The sequence below is a fragment of the Sphingobium sp. WCS2017Hpa-17 genome, assembly GCF_031843765.1.
Taxonomy (GTDB): domain Bacteria; phylum Pseudomonadota; class Alphaproteobacteria; order Sphingomonadales; family Sphingomonadaceae; genus Sphingobium.
Genome location: NZ_JAVTIV010000026.1, coordinates 1 through 25942, shown reverse-complemented (window position 1 = coordinate 25942; position 25942 = coordinate 1). Strand labels below are relative to the sequence as shown.

Here is a 25942-nt window from a genome sequence, read left to right as displayed (position 1 = left end):
AGCGATCACTGCTACCGTCATAGTATGACACCGACCGACAAAGTTCAACAAACGCCTACACTTGCGCTAGATCAAGATCAGCCATGGTCCGAGGTCGATCGCGTGGCCGCGCTGGAGGAATATGGCATCCTCGACACGCCACTCGAGCCGGAGTTCGATGACCTCGTCCGTCTCGCCGCCGAAACGTTCGGCGCCCCGATTGCGGTCGTCAATCTGGTGGCCAGCGACCGACAATGGTTCAAGGCGGAGGTGGGCATTGGCGCCCGCGAACTCCCGCTCGATGTGTCGATCTGCGCACATGCGATCCTCCAGAACGATTTCATGGTCGTGCCGGACACGCGCCAGGATGAACGATTCGCCCACAATCCTTTGGTAACAGTGGACGACGGGCTCCGCTTCTATGCCGGCGCGCTGCTTCGCAGCGCCAGCGGACTTCCGATCGGCACCGTCTGCGTGCTTGACCGGACGCCGCGCCCTGATGGCATTACGCCTCATCAGCGCCTGGTCCTGGAGGTTCTCGCCCGACAGGTGATGACGCAGTTGGAGCTTCGCCGGGCTCTCACCGAACAGGCGCGCCGTGGCGACCAGCTTACCCAGCTCCTTGAGGAGCGTGCCCGCGCCGAGGACGCGATGCGCGAGGTGGAGGAGCGCTATCGCCTCGCCGCACGCGCGACGAACGACGCCATCTGGGACTGGGATTTCGAGACGAACCACGTCATTTGGAACGAGGCGCTCGAGGAGCATTATGGCTACGTTCCCGCCGAAGTGCTGCCGACCGGCGAATGGTGGGTCGAACACATCCATCCCGACGACCGTGAACGGATCGACATTAGCATCCACGCGGCCATTGACGGCGACGCGGCTAGCTGGGCCGACGAATACCGGTTCCGGCGCGCGGATGGCAAATATGCGTCGATCCTCGACCGGGGCCACATCATTCGGGATGCCGAAGGACAGGCCACGCGCATGATCGGCGCTATGCTCGACATCTCGGAGCGCCAAGCCAATCGCGCCGCGCTCACGATGAGCGAGGAGCGGCTCCGCCTTGCCACTGACGCCGCAGAGATCGGCTTTTGGGACGTCGACGTGGTCCATGACATCCTTATTTGGCCCCCGATCGTAAAGCGGATGTTCGGCATCTCCCCCGACGTGCCTGTGTCCATGCTCGACTACTACCAGGGGCTGCATCCGGACGACCGCGAAGCCACGAGCATCGCCTATGCTGCCGCGGCAGATCCGAACCAGAGAGCCGTCTACGATGTGGAATACCGCACGGTGGGCAAGGAGGACGGCGTCATCCGCTGGGTGGCGGCGAAGGGCCGTGGCATCTTCGACGGCGACACCTGCCTGCGGGTTCTGGGCACGGCAATCGACATCACAGAACGCAAGCGCTCCGACGCGGCGATCTGGCGGAGTGAATCCCGCCTACGCTTCCTGCGGTCTCTTGACGAGGCATTGCAAGGCGCGCCGGATGCCGCGGCCGCCATGCTCTCCGCAGCCGAGCTGCTGGCGCTGCGGATCGGGGCTTCGCGCACGGCATATGCGGACGTCGATGCGGACAGTGACCGCTTCATCATCCGGGACGACTACGTGGCACCAGGTATTGAGAGCTCGGCGGGGATCTACAGCCTGAATCTCTTCGGGTCGCGCGCCGTGGCCGACATGCGTGGTGGTCACACGCTGATTGTGCGGGACGTGGCGACCGAGCTGGCGCCGGCAGACGGACGCGACATGTTCCAGTCCATCGGCATCGACGCGATCATATGCTGCCCGCTGGTCAAAGACGATCGGCTCGTCGCGATGATGGCCGTCCATCAGGATAGCCCGCGCGACTGGAGCGAGGACGAAATCTTGCTCGTCGAAACCGTCGTAGAGCGGTGCTGGGCCCACGTCCAGCGGATCGGCGCGGAGGCTCGTCTGCGCGAAAGCGAGGCGCGCTACCGGACGCTGTTCGAGGCCGTTGATGCGGGCTTTACGATCGCCGAGATCAAGTTCGACGATGACAGCCGTCCGATCGACTATAGGCTGATCGAGATGAACCCCGCGTTCGAACGTCAGACCGGAATGGGCGGGCTCGTTGGCACCTGGGTGCGTGAGTCCGTTCCCGGCCTCGAGGAGCATTGGTTCGAGGTCTACGGAGGGGTCGCCGCAACCCGGACCGCAGTTCGGTTCGAGAACTATGCGGAGCCGATGGGACGCTGGTTCGACGTATATGCCTTCCCAACCGGCGATCCCGGGGAGAATCTCGTTGCGATCCTGTTCAACGACATCACGGACCGGAAGCGCTCGGAGGACAGGCTCCGCGATATGAACGAGACGCTTGAGCTGCAGGTCGCCGAGCGGACCGCCGAACTGCGATTCAATCGAGACATACTCGAGGCGACGACGTCGCCGATCTGCGCCTTCGACTACGACTACCGTCTCATCGCATTCAACAAGGCCCACAACGCCGAGTTCCGGCGCGTCAACGGCTTCGACACGAAGATCGGGGAACCCCTTCCCGATCTCCTCATCCCTGAGCAGGCCGCCAGGATGCGTGCGCTCATGGATCGAGCGCTCGCGGGCGAGAGCTTTACCGTCCAGGAAGTCTTCGGTCGTTCCGAATTCGGTCAGCCTTGTTGGGAGATCAGCTTCACGCCGCTACGCGACGCCGATGGCTTGATCATCGGAGCCTTCCAACTGGCGAACGACGTCTCCGACCGGATCCGGGCGGAGGAGGAACTGACATCCGCGCAGGAGGCGCTGCGCCAAAGTCAGAAGATGGAGGCTATGGGCAGCCTCACGGGCGGGGTCGCCCACGACTTCAACAATCTCCTCACCCCGATCATCGGCGGCCTGGACATGCTTCAACGCAAGTCCGTCGGCGGCGAGCGCGAGCAGCGCCTCATCGCAGGTGCGCTGCACTCGGCGGAGCGCGCCAAGACGCTTGTCCAGCGCCTTCTCGCCTTCGCCCGTCGTCAACCGCTGCAGGCCAGGGCCGTGGACATCGGCGCTCTCGTGTCCGGAATGGCCGAGCTCGTCGCGAGCACGTCTGGGCCACAGACCCGCGTTACAGTCGACCTGGCCGAGAAACTGCCGGCTGCGCTCGCGGATCAGAACCAGCTTGAGATGGCGATCCTTAACCTCAGCGTGAACGCTCGCGACGCCATGCCGGAGGGCGGGCGGCTGACCATCTCGGCCCGGGCGGTGCATCTGGAGACGGGGCTCGCACCCAATCTGAAGCCTGGGAGATACGTACGCCTGTCGGTCGCGGACACTGGTGTCGGGATGGATGCCGAGACCGTTCGACGAGCCGTCGAGCCCTTCTATTCGACGAAGGGCATCGGCAAGGGAACCGGGCTCGGGCTTTCTATGGTGCATGGGCTTGCAGCACAGCTTGGCGGGGCTCTGACGATCGACAGCCGGCCCGGCCTCGGAACTGACATACAGCTCTGGCTGCCCGCGACCGAGGAGGATGTGGAGGTGGTCGACCGCACTGAGGAGACATCCCCCAATCAAGGTGCCGGACGCGTCCTCATCGTGGACGACGAGGACGCGGTGCGCGCAAGCACCGCCGACATGCTCGTCGATCTCGGATACGACGTCGTCGAGGCTGCATCGGCGGAACAGGCGCTTAAGCTCGTCAGGAGCGGTCTGGTCCCAGACCTGCTGGTCACCGATCATCTGATGCCCGGTAAGAACGGCACAGACCTAGCCCGCGAGATCCTTACCGATATGCCCGGCACCCGCATCCTAATCGTGTCGGGCTACGCCGACGTCGACGGCATCGCGCCCGACCTGCCTAGGCTGGTTAAGCCGTTCAGGCAGGCGGAGCTGGCGGCCAGTCTCGGCGACGGAGCATGACCACTAACAATAGCCGATTGATCCGTTCGAATCTCTCACTAGACAAATTGGAGGCGGGCAGGTCGCTTTGAGGGACGGAACGAAGATTGGGGTCGCGACCTGTCCGACTATGGTCGATACCTCCCGGGATACCGGAGCTTCCGCACTGGGGATCAGAATTTGCAGCCTGAGCGGCCGCAAAGGGACGACGGGTCAAGCAGCCTTCATGAGCCAATTCCTGCCGCCCTAAATTATAACTGGGTTGTTCGAACGGAAGCGAATCGCCGGCGGCGAGGCCGCAATTCTGTTTGGAATCATTTAAGTAGGCGGCATATATGTTGCCTCAAATCTGTCGAGATCACACCATGCCTCTCCAATCCGCAGCCATACCCTATCGCTATGATGCTGATGGAGAGTTGGAAATTTTGCTAGTGACGTCACGAAAGAAGAGACGCTGGGTGCTTCCGAAAGGGCATGTGCGACTAGGTATGGGGGCACATGCATCGGCAGCGAAGGAAGCATTTGAAGAAGGTGGCGTGATCGGTCGAACCGAGGTTGAGCCGATCACGAACTATGTTCGGAAGAAACGGAACGCTTCTGATGAGGAGGAGCATAGCGTAACCGTGCATCCTATGGCCGTCACTACAGAAGCATCAGTGTGGCCCGAAATGCTTCAGCGTGAGCGCCGATGGGCCACGATATCGGATGCGCTTTCTTTGGTGGAGCAGGATGGAATGCGCAAGGCTATCGCCGCCTTTGATCGTGCATTTAGTCCAGTGTGTGCAAAGCCCATGGGCAGACTCTGATCAGCGCCCCCGCTCTCGCCAGCCGAATAGAGGTTGCCAGATAGCGGCCCCCCCCCCCCCGATCTGTTGGCTTCATTTTGCCCGTCGCAGTTACGATCAGCCTCGCGACGGCGGGAGCCATGAGGGTTCCTGGACATAGGCCCGCGAAGCAATCGGATTCATGGCCTGAAGTTCCGGCAGATTCAGTATGAAATCTTTGCCTCGGCGATGGAGTAGCGACTGGTTTTCAAGCTCATGAAGCATGCGATTAACGTGTACAGCCGTCAGTCCCAACAGATCGGCTATCTCTTCTTGGGTCATGGGCATTGGTAGCCGGCTCACTTCTGTCTGACCGACGACAAGCAGTCTGTCATGCAGGTCTATCAGGAAGCGCGCCAGGCGCTCGATCGCCGATAATCTCCCAACGGCCGCAAGCAGGTCCATGAGGGCAATACGTTCTTTATTGGCGCTTATAAACAGGCTCATTCCCACGCGCGGATATTCGGCAAAGATGCTGCCAAGCCGTGAGAGTGGAATGCATTTGATCGTGCAGTCCGTGATTGCGGTCAGCGTTTCAACTGCGCTGACACTTGCAAGGCTCGGCGCCCCGAGGATATCCCCCGGGATATGCACCTTGAAGAACTGGCGCGCACCAGTCTTCAGGGTCATAGATGAAGCGACCCACCCCTTGGCTAATAGATAAACATGCTGAACTGGCGCACCTTCATACCGGATTGGCGAGCGGCGCCGGTATTCAAGCGTATCGGTGATGAGTGCGCCTAACGCTTCTCGCTCGCCGGCTGTCAATGTCGCAAATTCAGAAACACGGCCAAGTGGCACACTGCAACTCCTGTTAAGGCAGCATGCCCATTTGGTCTCATAGGATCGTTACATCTATGACGCCTTAAACGAGATCAAAAGTGCCAAGCCAACCTGTCCCTTCCAAGCGAAACGCGAAAATCGATGGGTGAAAAAATGGCATTGAACGACGGGCCACTGGCAGCGATCTTCATCTAAAAACCGAAAATGGGTTGCACGCAAATGAGGGGCTGGCTGCTCCTAGCCCCGAAACCCCCATTTTTTCAGATGGCCAATTTCAGGTGCGCAGAATGGAAAAGCGAATAAGGTAAATGGCTTCCGCTCACGGCACCTAAGTGCCAGGATGGGTTATAGTCAGGCAAACCCTGGTAAGGGACTGAACTCAGTTACCGAATCCGCGAGGAGAGGCCTCTCGCCGATTTGTTGAGCCATCGAATTTTTTCTTGATCGTCTTTTGAGGGGAGCGGAATATCGGCCGCATCCATACATCCGGAACATTCATCTCTCGCACTGTTTTGAAAGCGGACGGCTATTGAGGGCATCGAAATGCCGCCGGTCGAAGGAGATATGTCATGTTTCGGTGAGCCATTATTCTTGCAATTGTCGCCATCGTCGCCGCGCTTCTTGGCTTTGGCGGTGTTGCGGGCCTTTCTGCTGAGCTCGCGAAGATTTTTCTTCTTGTAGCGGTTGTGCTGGTTGTTCTGGGATTCCTGTTTGGTCGTGGGCGCAGACTCCCTTAAGGGCTTCGATAGCCTCTCTCTTGGTGAGTAGACAGCCTCCCGCCTGGTCAACTTGTGCACTTGCGACGAACTTTTGACCAAGCGTCTGACTTCAGTGTCGCAACGATGACATTCTCCATCGTAGCAGGGTCTGTCCCACGATTGCCAACTGGGTCGATCGGAAAGCTGTCAGCTGATCCGGTCCGAGACAGGGGGAGCCCGTGGGCTCCCCACAGACATCATCCCAAGGCTTTCGCCATCAAACGCTCCAACCGCTCGGCAAAGGCTCGCGGATCAGCCGGCGCCTCGCCTTCGGCAATCCGGGCTTCATCAAGCAAGAGGAACGCCAGATCGCGCCGTCCTTCCTCATCGCCACTGGGCTGGCCGAGCTTCGCGATAAGCGCATGGCCGGCATTAACCTCCAAAACGGGCTTTGCTCGCTCTGGCGCGCGGCCGGCCGAGGCCAACATCTTTTCCAACTGGAGATCCATGGCGTTGTCGGCCGCAACGATGCAGACCGCGCTGCTGGTCAAGCGGTCGGAAATACGAACATCGGACACCTGATCTGCCAATGCCTCCTTGGCGAAGACAATAAAGCTGTTTGCCTCTTCGCTTGGGGTCGCTGCGGTGTTGCTCCCTTCGGCCAAGGGGATGAGGCTCAAATCAGCAGCACCCTGCGTGACAGATTTAAAAGGCTTCCCCTCATAATCGACGCCCATCGTCGTCCAGAAACTATCGACCTGATCGGGGAGGAGCAGAACCTCGATGCCACGCGCCTTGAAACCTTCGATTTGCGGCGATTGCGCGATCCGATCCAGATCATGGCCAGTTGCGTAATAGATCGCCGTTTGGTTTTCTTTCAGGGCGCTGACATAGTCCTTGAGCGAACGCCATGCGCCATCGGACGTCGTGCTCGTGAAGCGGGCGAGACCCAGCAACGCTTCGCGACGCTCGAAATCTTCGTAAAGGCCTTCCTTCAACACCGATCCGAAATTGTCCCAGATGGCGGCATATCGCTCAGGCTCGCTGGTTGAAAGCTTGTCCAGTTCGGAAAGGATGCGGTTGCTCACGCCCTTCTGAATGGCAGACAGCACCGGGCTGTCCTGAATCATCTCGCGCGACATGTTGAGCGGCAAGTCCGCGGAATCGACCAGACCGCGCACGAAACGAAGATAGCGCGGCAAAATCTCTGCCTCGTCAGTGATGAATACCCGGCGCACGTAGAGCTTGATGCGGCCCTTGGGGTCCGGGTCGAACAGATCGAAAGGCTTGGTTTCAGGGATGAAGGTCAGAACGGAATATTCGTGACGTCCCTCTGCGCGGTAATGTAGCGTCAGCGCTGGCTTGTCGAACTGCCCTGCGACGCCGCGATAGAAATCGGCATAATCTTCTTCGCTGATCTCGGTCTTCGCCTTGGTCCACAGCGCTACGCCATCGGCCAGCGGCATTGGTTCATCCTCACTGCCGGCTTCTTCAAGAAAGATGGGAACCGGGACATGGCCCGACTGCGCTTTGACGATCCGCTCAACGGTGTAGCGCTCGGCATAGGTTTTGGCATCGTCGAGCAGGTGCAAGGTGACGCGTGTACCGCGCGCAGGCGCCGCTGCAGGATCGACCGGAGCGATCGTATAAGTGCCAAGCCCGTCGGAGGACCAGATGGCTGCATCAGCCTCTCCCGCACGGCGAGAAGCAACTTCTACCTTCCCTGCCACCATGAACGCCGAATAGAAGCCGACACCAAATTGGCCGATAAGCTGCTGACCCTCGCCATTCTTGTCAGCGGCGAGCTTGTCCATGAACGCCTTCGTGCCCGACCGCGCAATTGTGCCCAGTGTCTCACCCATGTCGGCGGCGGTCATGCCGATACCGTTATCCTCGATCACGAGCGTGCCGGATTCCTTGTCCAGCTTCAGGATGATGCGCGATTGGGGATCGTCGCCCAGCAGTGCCGGGCTGGAGATCGCTTCATAGCGCAACTTTTCGCAAGCATCGGCAGCATTGGAGATAAGTTCACGCAGGAAAACGTCACGGTCGGAATAGACCGAGTGGACCATCATGTGCAGAAGCTTGGAAACATCTGCTTCAAAGGCCCGTGTTTCAGGGGCAGTAACGGTGTCCATTGTCATCGTCTCTCTGGCTCGCATTCCTAAATTCGCGCGCGACAGATGGATCGAAAGCTTCGGACGTTCAAGAGGTCGCAGCTCCCTATTTCTCCAGCGGGTGAATCCGGCGAGTGAAGAAATCCGTTCGCGGATTGACTCGAGAGAAAAGCTGACCTGCAGCACTTGGCAACCCAAATTCGCTGGATGAAAGGCTGACGTGGTCGGCACGTGGGGTTTGTAACGGGCCGGCCGCCCTGCTTGCGCTCCTTAATGCGTCGCAGCTCCGCTACGAAACTTCCTTGCAGAGGATGTCTTCGATTGGTCGGCCAGAAGCTCGCCGGGATGGCGGCGGAAATTGCCAAATGGAACGACCTGCCGTTATCGACGAGCTTTGCATGACATTGTCTTGATCGGAGGTGCGAGGATCCTATCTGTTTAAAGTCGTCAGCGCCTCGGAGCTTCTGCCATTCCCTACCTCACCATGGCGCTGCCGTCCCTGCTGGTCATCACTCAGTTCCTGTGGCCGTTTTCCCTTCCGTTGATGGTCAAGGGTGTCATCGCGTCCCTCATGCTGATAGCTTCCCAGTTCATGCTATGGAGCCGCCTGTCATCCGGGTCGGTCTTCGCGCCGGAATTTCCACGACCCGTCATCATCCTGTTCAACTGGGCGGGCGGGACGATCCTGTTCTTGGCTTTGCTGCAACTGCTGTTCGATGTGGCCAGGCTGGGCATCTGGCTGGGTGGTACAGGAATTGTGATTCCAGTGGGTGTTCGCTGGGGCATGGCGGCTTTTGCGTCAATCCTTGCGGCAGCCGGCGTGCGCAACGCCTTGCGGGTGCCGCCGGTCAAAGACGTGACCATTACCGTCCCCGGCCTCCCAGCAGTGTTCGACGGCTATACGCTCCTGCAACTCACCGATCTGCACATCAGTCGACTTTTCCCGGCAGGCTGGGCGCGCCGCGTGGTTGAGCGCGCCAACGCGCTGGATGCGGACCTGATCGTGATCACGGGCGATGTGATCGACGGCAGTCTCGCCATGCGCGAAACGGATGTCGAGCCACTGCGGCAGCTCCGCGCGCGGGACGGGGTGTATATGAGCCCAGGCAACCATGAATATTTCCTTGGCTACCAGCAGTGGATGCGCCATTTCGCGAGCATGGGCATGCACGTGCTCGAGAACGCCCATGCCGCGCTGGGGCGTGCCGACGGTCGCCTGATCCTTGCCGGCGTAACGGATCGGTCGGCGCCCGCCACCGGCATGCCATCGCCCGATCTGGCGGAGGCTCTGGACGGCGTGCCGGCCGGCATGCCGATTATCCTTCTCGACCATCAGCCGGGCGGTGCGCGACAGGCGGCTGCAAGCGGTGTCGCGCTGCAGCTCTCGGGCCATACCCATGGCGGGATGATGCCCGGCCTTGACCGGCTGGTGGCGCTCGGCAACGGGGGATTTGTGTCGGGCGCTTATGCCGTGAAAGGAATGACGCTCTATGTGAACAACGGCACGGGTATCTGGCCCGGCTTCGCGATGCGTCTGCTGCGCCCCTCCGAACTGACGCGGATTACTTTGCGCAAGAAGACCGAAGCAAACCCTTAAAAAAGCTTTGGAAAAGCTAGCGGTTGCCACGGCTAGAGATGAAACCAGGCAACAGACGCCTTGTCGCGAATAAATAAGTGGACGGCACGGCGATGAAAATCAAGTTATGCTCCTGTTCGGCTTGAATGGGGCGAGAACTCACGGACACCGATGAGAGATCACGGGAACATACTCGCTTTCCGCCGATTGGCTGAGTTCGCCGCAGACAGGAGAGCGCCATGCACCCCGAACAAATCCCAGGCGAGAATGACCAGGCTGACATGAAGGGCACATCGATGGACGACCTGCCTGGAACCGATGGTACCGACGAGGATGCCGACGTCGATGTTGATGCCGAGCAGGAAAACAAGGAAGCTGACCAGCTGGAAGATGCTGAACAGAAGGCCGCGGAAAAGCGGGAACGGGAAGGCGGGCTTCGGTAGTCACAATTGACCCGTCAGCGACAAGTCGCTGACGGGTCAATCCGTTTGTCGTAAACTTAGAAATGGAAGATCACGCCGGCCATGGGACGGAAGCTGTCCCAGTCATAGGTGTCGACCTGCACGCGCAGGCGCACGCCGCTGTTGCCGGTAATACCGCCCAGGCCGATTTCCTTGGGTCCGACTTCCACGCCCGCACCATACATCCAGTCCTTGCGGTCGGGCCAGCCACCCTTGCCATTCACCCACTGATAGCCAGCCGACGCATAGATCAGGCCGCTTTCGCCAGCACGGGCACCAAAACGCCCCTTGACGCCATACTCCCAGTCGATGTCGCTAAAGCCCTTGGTGGCATTGCCTTCCACGCCGACAAACACCGGGCCGAGCGGCACGTTGACGCCAGCAATGCCGCTGATCAAAGCGCCGTTCATGATGGTTTCACCGGGAATGGCACCGAATTCGGAGCGGCGATCGAAGGTATGGTAGCCGCCAAGTACGCCAACATAGGGCTCGACGCCAAAGGCGTCAGTGCCGTCAGGTGCGGTTTCCTGAGCAGAAGCGATGGCAGGAAGGGCAGCCAGGACGGCAGCGGCGGCGAGAAACTTCTTCATACAACCCCTGTTTTTTACGATTAGGTGGGGCGCAGAACCGTTCGGATCGCGCTGGGGTTTCCCAGAAAAGTCATTAAAATAAAACAGTTGCATATATGCAACGGCACACCGATTGGAACCAAGGGCGCGAACCCTCGTATTGATGGTGCAAGCGGCCCCCCCTTGCAGTCTTTACATCTTCCCATCTCCGGTTCGCCGGAGGTGGGCCTTGTTGTAAGAGCTGCATGACGTAACGAAGTCTTCATAACCGCGGTGCATGTAAACCCGTGGACGAAGTACCGTTACGAAGGACTGCGACCTCGTCGGCCTTCGTCCACCCTCCGACCGACCCTGGATAGGAACATTCTCATCACGAATACGTAGTGCCGGTGCCCCGCGCGGCTTTCAGCCGTTCACCAAGGCGCAGGGCGACCTTGTTTGCGCTAATTGGAAAGTAGATCCATGTGAACGACGGTACCGACTTTGGGTGCCGCATCGCCTAGAGGCCGGATCGAGTGCGTGCGAATGAAGGCTGCGGGATCGACATCATGCTCCAGCAGCACGCCGCATTTCTCGCCATCCGCCCAGATGATCGACGCGCAGATTTCCACATGATCGACAACGATCGTTACAGCTGTCCCGGTTGGCGGAAACTCGAACCCTTCCAACTGCGCTCCATAGATCGACATGTTTCTGATCGTGGCGAATTCATATAGTCCCGACCAATTGACTATACATGGAACGTTCGCAGGCTCGCGCGTGCTGCAGCGACGTTCAGGAGAGTGAGCAAGGGCGTTCAGCATCATATCGTCCTGTCATCCCCAAGGTAAAGACTTACAGGCAAATCGAAAGTTCCCCAAATAGTCCTGCCGGCCTGTGGGTCATGATCGGTGCAGGCGCACGTTTGCACGATGACAGAAGCTGACAGAATTCAGATCGATGTGATCAAGGTTCGTGGCGCTTCCCACGCGAAGCTTCGCTGAACGCGTCGAAGACAGCCGATTCTGGATGGTATGGATAGCATTGGCTATGACGCCACGGGCGGAAACAGGTCGAAGGTGCGTGTGACGGAACGATACAGGCTACGGTGAGTCCTGCTAAAATGGCTACACCCATCATAATCGACATTCCCCATAGCCTTGGCCGTGACGAGGCCAAGCGGCGCATGACAAGCAGGGCAGGAAAATTGGCCTCGCACATTCCAGGCGGCGCAGCCACCGTCACTCATCACTGGCCGAGCCAGGATCAAATGTCGTTGATCGTTGCAACCATGGGCGTGGAAGTGCCATGCACTGCGGACGCCGAGGATACTCGCCTTCGTGTGACACTGCTATTGCCCGCGATGCTCAGCCTCATGTCAGGTCCGATCAAAGCCATTGTTCAACAGCAGGGCGAACGACTGCTACTCGACGGGAAATCCGGTCAAAAAGTTTGAAAGCGCGGTGGCGCAGGCCAAGGCCCACTTTCATCTGTCAGGCCTTTCGTTGCCGCGCATAAAGCAGCGCCGCAACAATGGCGGCCGATCCGATCCCGACCGCGGCACTTAGGATCTTTGTTGGAGCAGTGATCTTGTCAGTCCGCTCATTCCCACTTGGCTCGGTCGATGGCGCGTCTGACTGTAATTTCTCAGCATGCGGTGCCGGGTGTGCGGGATAGGGTGCCGTGCTGCCCGCAGGCACGGAAGGCCGATGTGTCATATATTCTCTCCTTGCATAGCTCAAACGCATGGGTCACGGCGCGGTTGCCCCTCGAGCATGCAATGCTGACAACCGGCGCATCAATCCGATGGATAGCGGCGCTGTAGTCATCCTAACGTCTGTTGGTGTTCCGCTGCATCTCGCCGCATAGCATGCCGTCATGACCAACAGCTTGGAGCGTCGTTCAACGGAAAATCCGCAAACTCGCCTTCGCACTTGCGATAATAAACCTTGCCGCCTTGCAAGCCGGTCCGACCGTCCCATATTGTGCAATGCAGCATAAGCAGATCGTTACAGCGACTGACGGCTGTCGTTGCAGGATAGGAGATTATCGCGTGCCCAGATTATCCGCCACAATCGCCCGACTGGCAGCGATGCGAGCCAGCCACCCGACCCAAACTATTACCGGTGGTTCAAGTCGCCTGGTGGGCCTTGATGCTTTTGGGACTAACCCGGGTGCGTTAAGCGCTAATATCTATGTTCCCGAGCAGATTGCAGAGAAACCGGCGCTGGTTGTCATACTGCATGGCTGTACGCAAAACGCAGCAGGCTATGATCGCGGCTCGGGCTGGTCACAATTAGCGGATGAACATGGTTTCCTGCTCCTGTTTCCAGAGCAGCAGCGCGCAAACAACCCCAATCTTTGTTTCAACTGGTTCTCTCCTGCCGACAATGGCCGCGATCGGGGCGAGGCGCTGTCCATTCGCCAGATGATCATGACGATGGTGAATATACATGGTGCCGACCCGTCTCGCATATTCGTGACCGGTCTTTCCGCAGGGGGCGCGATGACCTCTGTCATGCTTGCCAGCTACCCGGAATTGTTCGCAGGCGGGGCGATTATCGCCGGCCTGCCGCACGGATCGGCGTCCGACATCCCGCAAGCGCTTGAAGCGATGCGGGGGGCGGGAGCCTTTAGCGCAAAGGATCTGGGTGACCGCGTCCGGCGTGCGTCGGACCATGATGGCCCCTGGCCACGCATTTCGATATGGCATGGAAACGCCGACGCGACGGTCAGCAGCACCAATGCGGATGCGATTCTTGCTCAATGGCTGTCAATCCATAAACTCGAACACGCGCCGGACGTTTCGGAACAGATAGCTGGCCATCGTCGGCGTGCCTGGAACGATGCAGCCGGATGCCCGCTCATCGAGGATTATCGCATTGCCAATATGGGCCACGGCACGCCACTGGCCACGACCGGCCAGGATGCTTGCGGCACGGTGATGCCGCATATGCTCGAAGCGGGTATCTCATCCACTCGTCGGATCGCATCGTCCTGGGGTTTGCTAGGCACGGGGAAGAAGCGCACCGTCGCGCAATCGGTTGGAAAAACCCAGGAAGGGACACCGACTTTGCCGGTATCGACGGTAAGCCGGTTGGAACCGTTGCCCTCCGAACCTTCACACCCGTCCTTATCAGGGAAGGCAGGGGTAGAAAAAGTCATCCACGATGCGCTCCGCGCCGCCGGCCTCATGCGGTGAGAGGGTCTCACCTCCCGGGTTGCACTCGGCCGATTCGATAGGGACCATAGCGTGATCCCATGACCTTTCTCTTCCAACTCAGTTCGACCAACCTTTCGGCCACCAACTGATCGATTGCGGCGTGGACGACCGGCATCACCGCACGCCACGACGGCCCTTTCGGATCAGCGCCCGCTTTACCGGCAACCATCCTTGCGACCTCGCTTGGACAGATTGTCGCCTGGTCCGTGCGGCGGTCGAGCAGCTGTAAAGCGGCGCTGCGCGCATCCTCTATGCGCTCAGGGGCAATGTCCGGGATCATGGGGTCAGATCAGGATAGGCGCCGGATTTGAGGCGGTCACCTCCAGACTTGCCCGCGCCGCCTTGTCTGCGGCAGCGCTCCGAACAAAATTTGACCTCCTCCCAATCCCGCTCCCATTTCTTGCGCCAGATGAATGGACGCCCGCAACCAAGGCAGATTTTCGAAGGCAGCTTAAGCTTGTGGTGGGGCATGACAGGATCAGAGCCCAATTTCTTCGAGTGCAGAGGCTATCTCGGGATCGATGGTCTGGTCGGATTTGGGCGTCAGGCGGTTGAGCGCCGTACGCAGCCGCTGTTGCGCAACTTGCAATGTCTTATGCCGCACTTCGCGCGTGACATTGGTCCGCCATGATCGGCTCTCGCCCAGCAGCGCTGCCCATTTCTCTTCTTCTGCTGCCAGGATCGACAGTGCCAACCGCAGACCATCGCGACGACCATGCGCATAACCCTGTTCCATGACTATCACTCAAAAATTTCAGATTCTGTGCATCGGAAACGCGCAATTTCTCCGATTGGCTCGACGCAGCACTGTCACCGGGGTGTCAGTAGTTTGGGTCATTTTCTGATGTAAAGCTCCCTACCGCTTTCACGACGCCGTACCCTATGGCGGCTAGCAGACCTACCTTTACCACCGCGCCGACAATGCGAGGCGTGAAGTAACCAATGATTGCCCCCTTTGCGCCGCTATCGCCGTCCTGCTGGTCCAGCTTGGACCCTATAACCGCTCCGATGATTTCCGTGATCATATCATTTCCCCTGTTGAGATTGGGGGAGCGCGCGACATCGCTCGAGGTTCCGCCGTTTCGTTCGCTCCATATCATGGACTTCGCCGATCGATCGCTGCACTATCGAAGCCGACAAGCGAGGCAAACCAGATTATGTAGCTCTCTCCCGCATCACCCCCACCCGTTTTCGCTCGCAAGCGGAACGCATATTGGGCTCGAATTACATTCACGGTCTGAAATCGAATCTGGCTCATATGCCGGCGTCGATCTGATGGTAATCTGTTCGCTCTCGTGTCACCGATGAAATCATCCTGGGCATCTAACCGTCATATGCCCGATCCGGGACAAACGCTGGTTCGACTGAAGCATCATCGCTCACCAAGTCCCACGTTGCCGGCTCAACACGTGATGCAGCCATTTCGCGGGCTGTCGGTAGGCGCAAGAGATCGAGAGCGTAACCCTGCCAGCGTACAAGTCCAAGTCGTTCGAAATCGGCAAGCCACCCTTCCATCGGCCATCGACCCCAGCGTGCATGAAAGTGCCGCGCATTGCGCACGATATCGGCGACATGCTGCACGGGTGGCTCATAGGTGATGTGATATTGGTGACAGGCGATCGCCCCACCGACGAACAGCAGCTTGTGTCCTGCGGCCGCAGCCCTGAAACCAAAATCCGTGTCTTCGGCGCCGTAACCTGAGAAACCTTCGTCAAATCCCCCCAGGGTCTCGAATGTCGATCTTCGCAAAGCGAAGGCGAGTGACCAGAAGAGCCCGGCATTCATTTCCTCTCGCACCCCGCGCGCGGGAAATGAGCGCACCGGATGCGCACGTCCACGCGCAAGCAAGTCAGCCTCCTCCCATGATCCATGCGCATCATGCGGACCAAGATAGCGGATATCGGCGCATAGAATGGCTTCATGCTTCAAGAGAGTGTCAGACAAAAGGCCGATGCAATTTCGTAACGGGATGCAATCGACATCAAGGAATATCAGCTGATCGTGCTTCGCCAACGACGCTGCGCGATTGCGCGCCGCCGCGAGGGGCAGGCCATCGGTTTCGAACCGATCAATCCGAATCGGAAAACCGGCCGATGGTATCGGGACCGGCTCATCGCTCATATCGACGATGATTAGCTCGTCGGGTTGCCGTTCGCTGCGTCGAAGCCCTTCCACAAGCTGAGCAAGATGTAGGTCGCGATTGCGGACGATAGTGAGGACAGAGATACCCATCAGCGACGCTTCCACAGATCAAGGCGGTATTTATCCTGCCGCTCGGTCAGTTCGATGTCGAAATCCGGACCCATCTCGGACCAGAGCATGTCTACCGCATCATCGCCGCTATGGGGATAGTCGGTCTCGCCTGTATAATGGACGAGGATAATTCGGCCACCAGAGGTGAGATGGTCGCGCAGCCATTCGCTTGCACGATCCAGGTCGACAAGGCCCCAATAATAGGCGACTTCGGAAAGGACCACGAGGTCGAATGCCTCGACGTTGGGCGTTTCTTGCGGAAACGCCATTTGAGCAAGCGTCACGCCAGGACGGTCGCCAACCCGTTCCCGCGCCTTTGCTAACGCCTTGGTGCTAATGTCGATGGCCAGCAGGCTGTTGCACATGGGCGCGAGCCAACCGGTCAGAACGCCATGCGCACAGCCGACTTCGAGCGCTTGCTGATATCGGCGATCTGCCAGCACATCATGGGTATGCGCGAATTTGGCGGCCTCATACTCGCTCGACGCCAGATCCCAGGGATCCTCGTCTGACGCGAATATATCGTCGAAATATTCAGCCTTCAGGCTCGTGCCGGTCATCGGCCATCCCTTCTCAATGTCAGTATGTCTTGGGCGGGCATATGCAGCTTTTTGCGAGGCAGACGGAAACCGTCGCCAATAAGCGGCGACGTCTGGCTTCTATGGGCCAGAAGAGCGTGGCGGCGCTGTCCGACAGGCATGGCGGGCGTAACGATGCGACGGGCGCGGCGCGGCGTTTCACTCCAGACATGATAGGCGAACAAGGCTACAGAACGTCGCGCCCGTCGCGAAGCGGCCTCGGCCAGTCCGTAGGCCGCGACGTGGTCGCAATGGGCCTCGCTATGATCAGATACGGCAATAGCATCGATGCGATGCCAGCGGATCCAGGCAGCGAGCCGATCGGTGTCCCGCGCGAATATTCTGCTATGGGGAGGGTAGGGGTTGGCATCGCGCCAAGCCAGCCAGATTATCGGCGTTGCTGCAGCGCTTATCCTGCCAATCGCATGGCGGGCTTCCTTTCGCCGGGTCATAGCGACCCGGGGCGTACCCTCGGGGTGCGATCCGGTCCCGTCCGTTAGAAAGACGATGCCACCAAGCTGGCAGTTGGCGGCGCAATGCGCGATCAGGGCGCCCGCACCCAGCGTCTCGTCGTCAGGATGGGGAGCTATTATAAGCCAGCGCGCCTGCGCCCAACGGCTCTGCGTCAAGGGCTCGCTCATCATCACAGGCGATCGCTTTCACTCCAGACGTCGTGGTCCAGAAGCGCCTTGGCGGCCTCATCACGGGCATGATCGGGGCCAGCCTGGCGCAGATAGAGGGAAAGGTCGCGGATGATCTTGTCGGCGCGTTCTCCATCGAAAGCGCTGCGTGTTCCAAGGATCCGCGCAGCCGCTTCCATAACCGCGAACCCGGCATTCTCAACGATCCCGCGCGTCAGCCGAGCGACCGCGATGGCATCCTCATGTCCTGAGGCAAAAAGCTGCGCCGCTTCCTCTACCCACAAGCCGGCGGTTCGGGCGGCTACGACAGCATCGGCGAACCGCGCACGCTGAAGTGGATCTTCGCGCGCGCTATCGGGCATGGCTCGGCGGATTTCCGTGACAAGGGCCTCAATGCCGCCAAGCTGCGCTGCGCAAAAGCGCCATGCGCCGGCTGTAAAGCGGGGATCGCGGTCATAATCTCCTGGTTCGCCCAGCAGCATGAGCGGTTCGATGGTCAGCCCGTCCAGCCAGTAGCGCCCGCTAACGCTCGCCCGCATGCCCCGCACACGCCACCTGGACAGGTCGGTCCGCGTCTCCTCATTGGCAGGGACGATGACCAGGCGCCGCGCATGGCCTTTGCTGGCAGCAGTGACCAGCGCATAGTCGAGACCGCCGGCACCGCTTGCGAACATCTTTTCGCCAAGCAGCGAGGGAGGGTTTTCTTCTGTCAGTCGGACGCCTGGAGAGGGTTCGGTAGCCCATACCCCGAACCATGCACCCCTATCGAGAACGTGCGCCAGCCAGTCATGCTGATCGGGCTTACCGTACCAGTCGACCAGCGACATGGCGTTGACATGGCCTTCATAGAGCCGGCCGATGCTGAGATCGCCGCGGCCCACCTGTCGCAAAGCTTTGGACATAGCCAGGGCACGTGCCGTCTGGTCTTCGAAAGCGTCACCGCCACAGGCTTCGGGCGCGAACCTGCGATGATGTCCGCTCTCGATCAGCGCAGACATGCTTTCGGCGGGGAAATTGGGTGCCGCGTCGTAACGCGCGCCGAGCGTCGTAAGTCGCTCGACGATATCGACATCGCCATTAACTTGCTCTTGAATATCGGGCGTCACGCGATGCGGCTCCCCTCTGTCAATGTAGCGGCGTCGAGGCTGTCCAGCCAGGAGGCCACTCTTTCAGGTCCGCAGTTACCATCAAGGCAGGCGGGCCAGCGTTCGGCCTGTGCGAGCGCATGATCGATCAGGCCGGACCATTCCTCGGGATGTGGCCAGTCATAACGCACAATCGCGCCGCCTACCGCAGCAAGCCGGCTGGCCTTAGATGCCTGCTCGTTGAAAGGGCGTGGTTCGGGCAAACAGATGAAGGGCCGGCGAGCAGCCAGCACGGCGCTGACGACACCGTCTCCGGCGGCGCCGATGACCACCTGTGCCCCGGCGATCTGCGCGGTGGCGTCATCGACCCAACCTCGTAGTTCCAAATTGATCGGCATTTCAGCAGGCACCGTGCAGGGGCCAATGATGCGCCACTGTCGCTCGGGCGTGGTCCGCGCTGCGGCCGCCCACTTCTCTCCATTTGCCGCGCTGCCGCCTCGCCCCATAACGACGAGTGTCGTGCCATCGCTGTTGCTGATATCGGCATTCGCCGTTTGGACTATGCCTGGCGCATAGAAGGTTTTTTCGCGCACCCATGCCGGGATGTCCTCTTCGTCCAGCACTTCATGGAAGGGAGCGAGCAGGGCGGTTGCGCCGCGGAATGCGTCGAGGTGGGCAGCATCTAGCCGACGGCCGTTTAATCGGACGTAGACCGTTGGCACTGATGCGAGCCGGGCCAGCATCGCCACCTCAGCCGAGACATCGACCACAATCAGGCGCGGCCGAGCCTGTGCGATCCAGCCTGCCATTATTGCGGTACGCTTGCGGATACCTTCATGATCGAGCGGCGCATAGTGAAGAGATGAAGGGCGTTCCGCATGGTCCATGCCGGTGAAATCATCATCGAGACGATCGTCAGGAAGATCTAGAAAGGGCAAGTTTTCGGTCTTGCCGGCAAGGCCTGTCCCCATGAGCGTGACGTTTCCCAGCGCACGGGCAATCGCGATCGCGCGCTGACGATGACCGTCGCCATGATGATGGACATAATAGCCGACCGGACGGCTCACGACACCGTCGCCAGGACCGGAAGCAGCATGTCACACGGCATCGCCGGTAGCGCGCGTTCTGCCTTGAGAAATGCCGTCACGCTCAATTCATGTCTTGCACGAAGACGCCACTTAGCGCGCTCTTCCCAATGGGAGAGGGCAGGAACACTAGGCACGTCCCCGGCTCTGATGCAATCTAACCATCTCCGCAAATCGGCTGCCATGCCGCCATCAGCGCGTCCCGCTGTTCTGGAGGATGCCCGGGTCCACACGGCGTTGGGGTGGACGAGCTTTCCGCCCGCCCGAACGGCCGCTTCCACCAAGGCACGATCCTCGCCAGTGGGGACAAGCGGTACACCACCTGCGCGGCGATAGAGGTCGACAGACAGCGCGAGGCTGGCTCCAGTATGATCACCATGACGGGGAGGTCTATCCCATGGGACCGGATCAATCGCATCCTCAATCGCGCGGACAGCCTGCCAGTAAGCATCGAACCGGCTGCGCAATGCGAAAATCGCGGGTGCTTCAGCTGCTTCCAGATCGTCCAGTTCGATACGTCCGCCAATAATCCGATCCGGCGCGCTGTGTGCCAGATTGGCTTCGACCCAATCTGATGGCGGACGACAATCAGCATCCGTCGAAATCAGGAGCCCCCCGGATCCTATTCTATCGGCGCCCAAGTCCATTGCGGCGCGCCGCGCCGATCCCACATGGGCAAGAGCCGGCTCAAACTCGCGTTGAATAATCTGGAGATCGAAGGACGCGTTGCAATGGGCAGCGGCGTCAATTATCTTTGCGTAGGTCGCATCGCGGCTGTTGTTTATGCAGACAGCAAGTGCGAAAGTCTGGACCGATTGCCTCGCAAGAGATTTTATCAGGTTGCCGATATGCTCTGCCTCATTGCGCGCGGGCACACACACGCAGACTGGCGGCATCATGCTGCACTGGCGGCGAGTGGGTGGGCGGCGTCAGGTTCATGAGCTATGATGTCGGGAGCCAAGGCGAGCTGGTGATATAGTGCCTCATATTCATCAACCATGCGCTGCGCATCGCAAAATTGTTCGGCATAAGCGCGGCAGGCGCCTCGACTTAATATAGAAGCGGCCAGTGCTGCCGATGCGAGCGAAGCGACATCATCCGGCTCGGCAAGAACGCCGCAGTCCGGGCTTAGCAATGCCGGCACACCACCACGGCGGAACGCGGCGACCGGCGTCCCGCACGCCAATGCTTCTGCTACTACAAGACCATAAGGCTCCTCCCAGCGTGGTGTGCAAAGCGCGGCGATCGCTCCACCCACGAGATGGGCAAGCTTGCGGTGGGTAAGGTGCCCGACATATTCGACATTGGCACCAAGACGAGGGGCTATCGCCTCGTTGAAATAAGCCTGATCCGAAATCGGACCGGCGATGCGCAGCGGCAGGGAAGCAAGGCGCGCTGCATCAATCGCGAAGTCGAGGCCTTTTTCCGGCACAATTCTGCCATACCAGACGAGATAGGGCGTCTCATCCGCGACTGCCTGATAGGGGAAATCGGCCAGGTTGATACCGTTTGAAATAACATGATCAGCCTGTGTCACATGGCGCCACATCGCCGCTGTCGCATCCGAGACGGCAACATAAGTCATGGATCCGCGATTGAGCCGAACACCACTTTCCAGCCAGCAAAAGGGCGGGGTATGTAGCGTGGTCACGACTGGCGTGGTCAGCGTCTCAGCCATACTGACTGGCAGATAATGCAGCGAGTTGTTGTGGATGATATCAAATGATCGCGACCGCAATTCAGTCATTAACCCGAGATAGGCATGATGTTCGCGAAAGAAGGAGACGTCGTTTGCTTCAGCGATGCCGGTTTCGAGCAAAGACGTCTCATCGCAGATCGGCTCCAGTCCAAGCGACGGATCGGACCGGGTCGATGCGAAGAGCGTGACCTCATGCCCCCGTTCACGCAGCGAACGCGCCAGCATGTGCGTGTGCATTTCCAGCCCTCCCGCGAAAGGCTCGCAGATTGGAAATTTTAAGTGAGATATAATGGCGATGTGCATTCCACGTCTCCCGTCGGCGATGCGCACGGGTCGCGATCGATGTAGAAGGTAACGCGCACATCTCAGGTTATTTCCAACGCGCTAAACGACGAAACTAATATTCGTTATAATGCAGATCAATATTTATCAAAAAATATCGCAAAAAATCCGGTTTGTTGATCTAAGTTAAAATTGAAGAAATTCATATTATTCATGTAGCCTGTTAGAGAAGTTACCTGCATTAATGAGAATATGTAGAGGCCAGTCCATATGGCATTTCGTTTAATTTTGGAGAATGTGGAACATCGGGCTCGGCCATCGGTTTCTGTGCGACCCATCTGAAGGAGAGCATGATGAGCATCGAAGGCAAGGCCAAAGAAGCAGCCGGTTTCGTAAAGGAAGAACTTAACGAACATGGCGACACTGCTGAAGCCAAGAAAAAGGCGCAGGAAGGTCGCGATCTTCGCAACGAAGGTCGTATCGAAGACGGTAACGCCCCCAAGACGACAGAGCCCGGGACCGGCGCCAAGGAATAAACCCACATCCAGGTTTGCGACGCCGCCCGAAACCGGGCGGCGTTTCCAATTCTATCTTCTATGCCCTGCTTATAGGTTGGCCTGCTCTTCCTCCGACAGGGCAGCATCGGGCGGGTAATAAAGTCGAGCACATTCCTCGCGCAGGCATCCACCTTCAATCATGATATCGTCGCGATAGGCATCAGCAATAAATGCGAGCGTATCGACATGCTTCGCCTCGAAGTACATCGCGTGAACATCGTCCCGTCCTGCACCGTAAACAACCCTGCCGACCTTCGACCAGATCGACGCCATAGTGCACATCCCACATGGCTGTAGCGTCGAATATAGCGTTGCTCCGCGAAGTTCCATCTCCCCCATTTCCTCGCAACCGCGCCTGATGGCCATCATCTCAGCATGTGCGGTGGCATCCGGCAACTCCTCGGTCTGATTACGCTCGCGGGCGATCATCTTGCCATTGAGGACGATAACGCTTCCCAGTGGCGAGGTTGCGGGATCACTTCCTTTCGATCGTGCGATCTCGATCGCCTTCCGCATCCATGCCTCATCCTCATTTTTCGACGAAATCACATCATTCTTCCTATATTCTGATCAACGGTCAGATGACGGAACGCCAATCTGCGCGCGCGCCGTGATCATGAAAATTTGCGGTCGTCGCCGGAATAGCTGGCCCAACGGGACATCCTTCAGGTCAGTCAGCCCAACGCAGATTGCGGCAATCGCGACAGCCAATTGACACTTCGGCGACTGGCTCCTTGGCTGATGGATGGCACGTGTAAGCAACCGGCTATCTCTATATTGCGCTTTCGACTGACGCATTCACCTCTGTTAGTGGCGTCCCTCGGCGAATTCCTCGACTAATTTCGTACAGAAGGCAGGCAGATCGTCGGGATTGCGGCTGGTGACGAGACCTTCGTCTACGACCACTTCCTGATCGATCCAATTGCCACCAGCGTTTTCGATGTCTGTCTGTAACGTTGGATAGGAGGTAAGCTTGCGATCCGCGACTACGCCAGCTTCTACCAGAAGCCATGGCCCATGGCAGATCGCGCCCACGGGCTTCTTCTGCTCCAAGAAAGCGCCAACGAACGCTACGGCATCATCGTCGGCACGCAACTTGTCCGCGCCCACCGTTCCCCCAGGAATGATAAGGCAGTCAAAGTCGTCGACGCTCACGTCGGCCACCATCCTGTCGACCTTATAGCTGCCGCCTGGGTCGAGATCACTGTCGTTGGTCATTGCCTCACCTGCCTCGAGACCAATGACGGTGATCGTCCCTCCGGCTTGTTCGACCGCCTGCTTAGGCTGGACAAATTCGGGCTCCTCGGTCCCCCGCGGCGCAATGAGGATGGCGATATTCTTGCCCTTGAGTGTCATGCTATTTTCCTTTCCTAAAGCGATGGCTCCGAACGAGCGCCTCCTGTTTCAAGAAGGACGGGCCGCAGCGGTTCCTTCAGATGGCGATGGACGGTTGGAAGATGGGACGGATGGACGGTCGCTTAACTCACATCAACAACGGCTCAGGTCGTTCGGTGTGAATGCCGGGAGCGCACGTCCCTATTGTCAGGGGTGGAAAAAGGCGCCAGTCTACGCCCAGAGGTGCAGAACTGAACAAACAGATCGACATTGGTACACGGCATCAACGCACGAACAGGAATAACGGGCCACCTCACAACGACGCATCGCTACAAAAATGCATTCGCTTGGACAGGATTAGCCTTGTGCGAGCTTTCTCGCCTGCGAGGGCAGTTGAGCCTCTGCCTGGGCGTCCGAGGATGACGGGCGGCGGCCGCCCCGGACCATCTCTTCTATCCAGGTGAGCAGCAACTGATTGTAGGCGCGTCTCCCACCTTCATCCCGCAGCGAATGATCAGCGCCTTTTAGAATACGGTAGCTCAGCGAATTGCTGTTGTGGAACGCGGACATGTAGGAGCTGATGGTCGCATGCGGCACATAATCGTCATGTTCCGATTCAACGATCAGAACATCGCCGGCAAAGCGCTCGCAAGCGGCCAGAGCCTTGTCTTCCCGGCCCGTTCGAAAGCGCGCCCGATAGGCATTGATGAGATCGCGATCGAGCTTCGCCTTGGGCACGTCCCAATGTTCATCAGGATAGAGCGCAGGAACACGAAGTGCCAACCAGTTGACCGGGCGAGCCGCAGTCAGCAATGCCGCGAGATAGCCACCATAGCTGGTGCCAACGACCGCAATCGCCGACGGATCGACCTGCTCTTGCCTGACGAGATAATCATAGGCCGCCGTCACATCTGCAAGACCGTGCGACCGGGTCACGACATTGCGCTCTTCGGCATGTCTGGCATGGCCTCGCAGGTCGAAGGTGAAGCAGATGCAGCCCAATTGGGCGATCTCTTCGGCTCTCACCATGTCCTGTTCGCGCGAACCGCCCCATCCATGAATGAAGAGAATGCCAGGGACCAGCTTGTCGGGCGACAACAAGGTTGCCTCCAGGCTCTCGCCCTCGACGTCAAAGGATAGCTGACTGCCTGTCATTCCAGCTCCATCGCATATTTTGTCATCGGTCCTGCCACGGGGTCGACACCGCTATAATAGATAATGCTGCCGTCAGGCGCAGCATCGACCTCGCCATAAATCTCCATCGTCATGCATGTCACAGCCAAGCGGCCGGGATCACGCGCCAGGGCTTCGAACGCCGCGATCTCCGCGCCGCTCGCGCCGCCGGCGCGCCAACTCTGCTCGAGCACGCCGATGCGACGTTCCCCGTAGGAATTGACGCCGGCGGCGACATCGTAATTGCGGCGAGACGCCAGCAAATCCGGATAGAATCGTGAGACGATAGCGTCATAGCCGATCGCTTTATCGATCCCCTGCTGCAGTTCGTCAGCCAGACCCAGGCTCGCAAGCCGCTCCAGACCGCCCCTGACGACATGAAGGGTGGAGCCGCCATAGACAGTCGCGCCACTATTATTAGTGGTGAGCCGCTGCGTGCCCCAATAGGAAATTGCCTCGCCAAAAAGGCGCGTCGTGCCGACGCTGTAGGTGACAACGTCATCGAGATTCTCCTCGATCACTACGCCATGCTTCGAAATGGCAGGCCCGTCGAGCTGGGCGATCGCTTCGTCCAGTTCCTTTGTCGACGTTGCGACGAACTGGCCTAGTCCGGCAGTGGCCTCGACCTCCTTCAGGCGGATCGCCGTACGCCCGAGCATATCAAGAGCGGCGGCGCGGACCGCATCGAGAGTGAAGGCCGACCAGCCCGCAAGAACGTGAGGAGCAAGAGCCGAGCCCAGTTCAGGGTGCCATCCGGCGGGAATTGCAGGGTCGTCCCCGAAGGCCGGATGCGTGATGACCTTGCTCCCGACAAAGGGAAACGGCACGACGCCACCGTAGATCTGGCTCTCGTCTCAATGCCCAGTTTTCTTGCCGTCGAGAGATCGATCGTGCCGGTCGGAATGAAGAGTGTGTCCGGATGGCCGCTTGAAAGCTGTTGGTCACCTGACATGTTATGATCGACAAATCTTGCCTCGCCGAGCCGGGCAATCCTGCGGGCAAGCTCGCTCCGTGAGGCCTTGTCATGTTCATTGTTCAGGGCACTGGATTGGGTGGGATGAATCTTCACAAAATGGATCGTGTCCCACGAGGTGGTGTAGCTGGGGTCGATCCACGCTATTTCCGGCGTCAGTCTGAGCCGATCATGTGCCCGGCACTGCCGACAGCATGATGATGGGATTGTCGCTGAGCGGTGCCATTGT

Annotated in this window: 27 protein-coding genes; 8 read left to right on the top strand and 19 right to left on the bottom strand. The window is 59.1% G+C overall.

Annotated features, from left to right (window positions below; translation table 11 throughout):
* The first annotated feature begins 24 nt into the window (after positions 1–24).
* Together RQH62_RS21970 and RQH62_RS21965 are read left to right on the top strand one after the other, a co-directional pair.
* A complete protein-coding gene (locus RQH62_RS21970) occupies positions 25–3843 on the top strand; it encodes a PAS domain S-box protein (protein WP_311270782.1) in 3819 nt (1272 codons plus the stop codon).
* Between the two features lie 314 nt (positions 3844–4157).
* Complete coding sequence (locus tag RQH62_RS21965; RefSeq protein WP_311270781.1) at positions 4158–4628, top strand: NUDIX hydrolase; 471 nt, start codon at positions 4158–4160, stop codon at positions 4626–4628.
* A 96-nt stretch (positions 4629–4724) separates the two neighbouring features.
* On the opposite strand, the gene RQH62_RS21960 is transcribed toward RQH62_RS21965, so the two are convergent.
* Positions 4725–5447, bottom strand: a complete 723-nt coding sequence (locus RQH62_RS21960) for a Crp/Fnr family transcriptional regulator (RefSeq protein WP_311270780.1) — start codon at positions 5445–5447, stop codon at positions 4725–4727.
* A 566-nt stretch (positions 5448–6013) separates the two neighbouring features.
* Between RQH62_RS21960 and RQH62_RS21955 the strand changes: the two genes are divergently transcribed.
* A complete protein-coding gene (locus RQH62_RS21955) occupies positions 6014–6166 on the top strand; it encodes a DUF1328 family protein (RefSeq protein WP_311270801.1) in 153 nt (50 codons plus the stop codon).
* A 218-nt stretch (positions 6167–6384) separates the two neighbouring features.
* Here the strand turns inward: RQH62_RS21955 and htpG are convergent, their stop codons facing one another.
* Positions 6385–8271 (bottom strand): molecular chaperone HtpG, encoded by a 1887-nt coding sequence (htpG, locus tag RQH62_RS21950; protein ID WP_311270800.1) that lies wholly within the window; start codon positions 8269–8271, stop codon positions 6385–6387.
* A gap of 457 nt (positions 8272–8728) precedes the next feature.
* On the opposite strand from htpG, the gene RQH62_RS21945 reads away from it, so the two are divergent.
* Together RQH62_RS21945 and RQH62_RS21940 are read left to right on the top strand one after the other, a co-directional pair.
* Positions 8729–9841, top strand: coding sequence for a metallophosphoesterase (locus tag RQH62_RS21945; RefSeq protein ID WP_311270779.1), 1113 nt, complete (start codon positions 8729–8731; stop codon positions 9839–9841).
* 218 nt (positions 9842–10059) lie between these two features.
* Positions 10060–10263 (top strand): hypothetical protein, encoded by a 204-nt coding sequence (locus RQH62_RS21940; protein WP_311270778.1) that lies wholly within the window; start codon positions 10060–10062, stop codon positions 10261–10263.
* A gap of 56 nt (positions 10264–10319) precedes the next feature.
* Here the strand turns inward: RQH62_RS21940 and RQH62_RS21935 are convergent, their stop codons facing one another.
* Both RQH62_RS21935 and RQH62_RS21930 read right to left on the bottom strand, forming a co-directional pair.
* Positions 10320–10871 (bottom strand): opacity protein, encoded by a 552-nt coding sequence (locus RQH62_RS21935; RefSeq protein ID WP_311270799.1) that lies wholly within the window; start codon positions 10869–10871, stop codon positions 10320–10322.
* A 422-nt stretch (positions 10872–11293) separates the two neighbouring features.
* Positions 11294–11539 carry a hypothetical protein gene (locus tag RQH62_RS21930; RefSeq protein ID WP_311270777.1) on the bottom strand — a complete coding sequence of 82 codons (246 nt, stop codon included), beginning with the start codon at positions 11537–11539 and terminating at the stop codon, positions 11294–11296.
* Between the two features lie 413 nt (positions 11540–11952).
* Here RQH62_RS21930 and RQH62_RS21925 point away from each other — a divergent pair, with 413 nt between their 5' ends.
* Both RQH62_RS21925 and RQH62_RS21920 read left to right on the top strand, forming a co-directional pair.
* Positions 11953–12285 (top strand): polyhydroxyalkanoic acid system family protein, encoded by a 333-nt coding sequence (locus RQH62_RS21925; protein ID WP_311270776.1) that lies wholly within the window; start codon positions 11953–11955, stop codon positions 12283–12285.
* A gap of 597 nt (positions 12286–12882) precedes the next feature.
* Complete coding sequence (locus RQH62_RS21920) at positions 12883–14031, top strand: PHB depolymerase family esterase (protein WP_311270775.1); 1149 nt, start codon at positions 12883–12885, stop codon at positions 14029–14031.
* A 7-nt stretch (positions 14032–14038) separates the two neighbouring features.
* Here the strand turns inward: RQH62_RS21920 and RQH62_RS21915 are convergent, their stop codons facing one another.
* From RQH62_RS21915 to RQH62_RS21865, 11 genes are all read right to left on the bottom strand, one after another.
* Positions 14039–14332 (bottom strand): DUF3253 domain-containing protein, encoded by a 294-nt coding sequence (locus tag RQH62_RS21915; RefSeq protein WP_311270774.1) that lies wholly within the window; start codon positions 14330–14332, stop codon positions 14039–14041.
* Positions 14329–14523, bottom strand: a complete 195-nt coding sequence (locus RQH62_RS21910; RefSeq protein WP_311270773.1) for a DUF2256 domain-containing protein — start codon at positions 14521–14523, stop codon at positions 14329–14331. Before RQH62_RS21910 ends, RQH62_RS21915 begins: the two co-directional genes overlap by 4 nt.
* Before the next feature lie 7 nt (positions 14524–14530).
* Positions 14531–14788 carry a hypothetical protein gene (locus RQH62_RS21905; RefSeq protein WP_184273494.1) on the bottom strand — a complete coding sequence of 86 codons (258 nt, stop codon included), beginning with the start codon at positions 14786–14788 and terminating at the stop codon, positions 14531–14533.
* Between the two features lie 85 nt (positions 14789–14873).
* The gene (locus RQH62_RS21900; protein WP_311270772.1) at positions 14874–15077 is read right to left on the bottom strand and encodes a hypothetical protein; all 204 of its coding nucleotides are present in this window, start codon (positions 15075–15077) and stop codon (positions 14874–14876) included.
* Between the two features lie 298 nt (positions 15078–15375).
* On the bottom strand, positions 15376–16284 hold the full coding sequence (locus tag RQH62_RS21895; protein ID WP_311270771.1) for a glycosyltransferase: 909 nt from the start codon (positions 16282–16284) through the stop codon (positions 15376–15378).
* A complete protein-coding gene (locus RQH62_RS21890; protein WP_311270770.1) occupies positions 16284–16865 on the bottom strand; it encodes an SAM-dependent methyltransferase in 582 nt (193 codons plus the stop codon). Before RQH62_RS21890 ends, RQH62_RS21895 begins: the two co-directional genes overlap by 1 nt.
* Positions 16862–17527 carry a PIG-L family deacetylase gene (locus RQH62_RS21885; RefSeq protein ID WP_311270769.1) on the bottom strand — a complete coding sequence of 222 codons (666 nt, stop codon included), beginning with the start codon at positions 17525–17527 and terminating at the stop codon, positions 16862–16864. Before RQH62_RS21885 ends, RQH62_RS21890 begins: the two co-directional genes overlap by 4 nt.
* Positions 17527–18630 carry an acyl-CoA dehydrogenase family protein gene (locus RQH62_RS21880; protein ID WP_311270768.1) on the bottom strand — a complete coding sequence of 368 codons (1104 nt, stop codon included), beginning with the start codon at positions 18628–18630 and terminating at the stop codon, positions 17527–17529. Before RQH62_RS21880 ends, RQH62_RS21885 begins: the two co-directional genes overlap by 1 nt.
* The gene (locus tag RQH62_RS21875; RefSeq protein WP_311270767.1) at positions 18627–19676 is read right to left on the bottom strand and encodes a glycosyltransferase; all 1050 of its coding nucleotides are present in this window, start codon (positions 19674–19676) and stop codon (positions 18627–18629) included. The genes RQH62_RS21880 and RQH62_RS21875 overlap by 4 nt, the downstream gene beginning before the upstream one ends.
* The gene (locus RQH62_RS21870; protein WP_311270766.1) at positions 19673–20593 is read right to left on the bottom strand and encodes a glycosyltransferase; all 921 of its coding nucleotides are present in this window, start codon (positions 20591–20593) and stop codon (positions 19673–19675) included. The genes RQH62_RS21875 and RQH62_RS21870 overlap by 4 nt, the downstream gene beginning before the upstream one ends.
* A complete protein-coding gene (locus RQH62_RS21865; protein ID WP_311270765.1) occupies positions 20590–21696 on the bottom strand; it encodes a glycosyltransferase in 1107 nt (368 codons plus the stop codon). The genes RQH62_RS21870 and RQH62_RS21865 overlap by 4 nt, the downstream gene beginning before the upstream one ends.
* A 332-nt stretch (positions 21697–22028) precedes the next feature.
* Here RQH62_RS21865 and RQH62_RS21860 point away from each other — a divergent pair, with 332 nt between their 5' ends.
* Positions 22029–22211 carry a hypothetical protein gene (locus RQH62_RS21860; protein WP_311270798.1) on the top strand — a complete coding sequence of 61 codons (183 nt, stop codon included), beginning with the start codon at positions 22029–22031 and terminating at the stop codon, positions 22209–22211.
* A gap of 69 nt (positions 22212–22280) precedes the next feature.
* Here the strand turns inward: RQH62_RS21860 and RQH62_RS21855 are convergent, their stop codons facing one another.
* The 4 genes from RQH62_RS21855 to RQH62_RS21840 form a co-directional block, all read right to left on the bottom strand.
* A complete protein-coding gene (locus RQH62_RS21855; RefSeq protein ID WP_311270797.1) occupies positions 22281–22778 on the bottom strand; it encodes a nucleoside deaminase in 498 nt (165 codons plus the stop codon).
* 261 nt (positions 22779–23039) lie between these two features.
* On the bottom strand, positions 23040–23588 hold the full coding sequence (locus RQH62_RS21850; protein ID WP_311270764.1) for a type 1 glutamine amidotransferase domain-containing protein: 549 nt from the start codon (positions 23586–23588) through the stop codon (positions 23040–23042).
* 336 nt (positions 23589–23924) lie between these two features.
* Positions 23925–24722 (bottom strand): alpha/beta fold hydrolase, encoded by a 798-nt coding sequence (locus RQH62_RS21845; RefSeq protein WP_311270763.1) that lies wholly within the window; start codon positions 24720–24722, stop codon positions 23925–23927.
* Positions 24719–25567, bottom strand: coding sequence for a DUF3182 family protein (locus RQH62_RS21840; RefSeq protein WP_311270762.1), 849 nt, complete (start codon positions 25565–25567; stop codon positions 24719–24721). Before RQH62_RS21840 ends, RQH62_RS21845 begins: the two co-directional genes overlap by 4 nt.
* Positions 25568–25942: the final 375 nt, after the last annotated feature.